Raw genomic sequence first — 435 nt, forward strand, 5'->3', positions numbered from 1 at the left:
CGGCATGATATACGTTCAGACCCGTTCGGCAAAAGTCGACTATGAATTTTTTGGCGCAGCGCCTAAAGAGCACTGGTGGTCGTCTTTGTATGCGCCTTTCTTTGAAGACGGCGCGTTTAACGTCTTTGCAGACATAAGGGCGGACGGCTGGAGCGCCTATCTTGGCGGCGTCGAAAGCACGCGGAAGGACCGGACAGGCACCCCTGTCCGCTACGCGTTCGCCGGCGAAGGCAAGCGCGGCGACGATGACGCGCGGTTCTTTTACGATTTATTGTCGTTTCTGTTATCGCCATACCAAAATGACAAGTCGCTGCGCAAACGCGCGCAGGACTTGGGGGCATATCTTGACGGCGAGGAGTTTTTCAGCGCGGGTTTTACCGACAGCCTTGACGAAACGCGGCACAACGCTGCCACAGAGCCGCGCGCGCGAGACAC

1 protein-coding gene is annotated in these 435 nt (G+C 57.5%); it reads left to right on the forward strand.

The genetic code is table 11. From position 1 onward, the window contains the following. Positions 1–435 (forward strand): hypothetical protein (locus AWU74_RS12325; RefSeq protein WP_187150992.1); only part of this gene is annotated, 435 nt, incomplete at both ends.

Source organism: Treponema endosymbiont of Eucomonympha sp. (genome assembly GCF_001028545.1).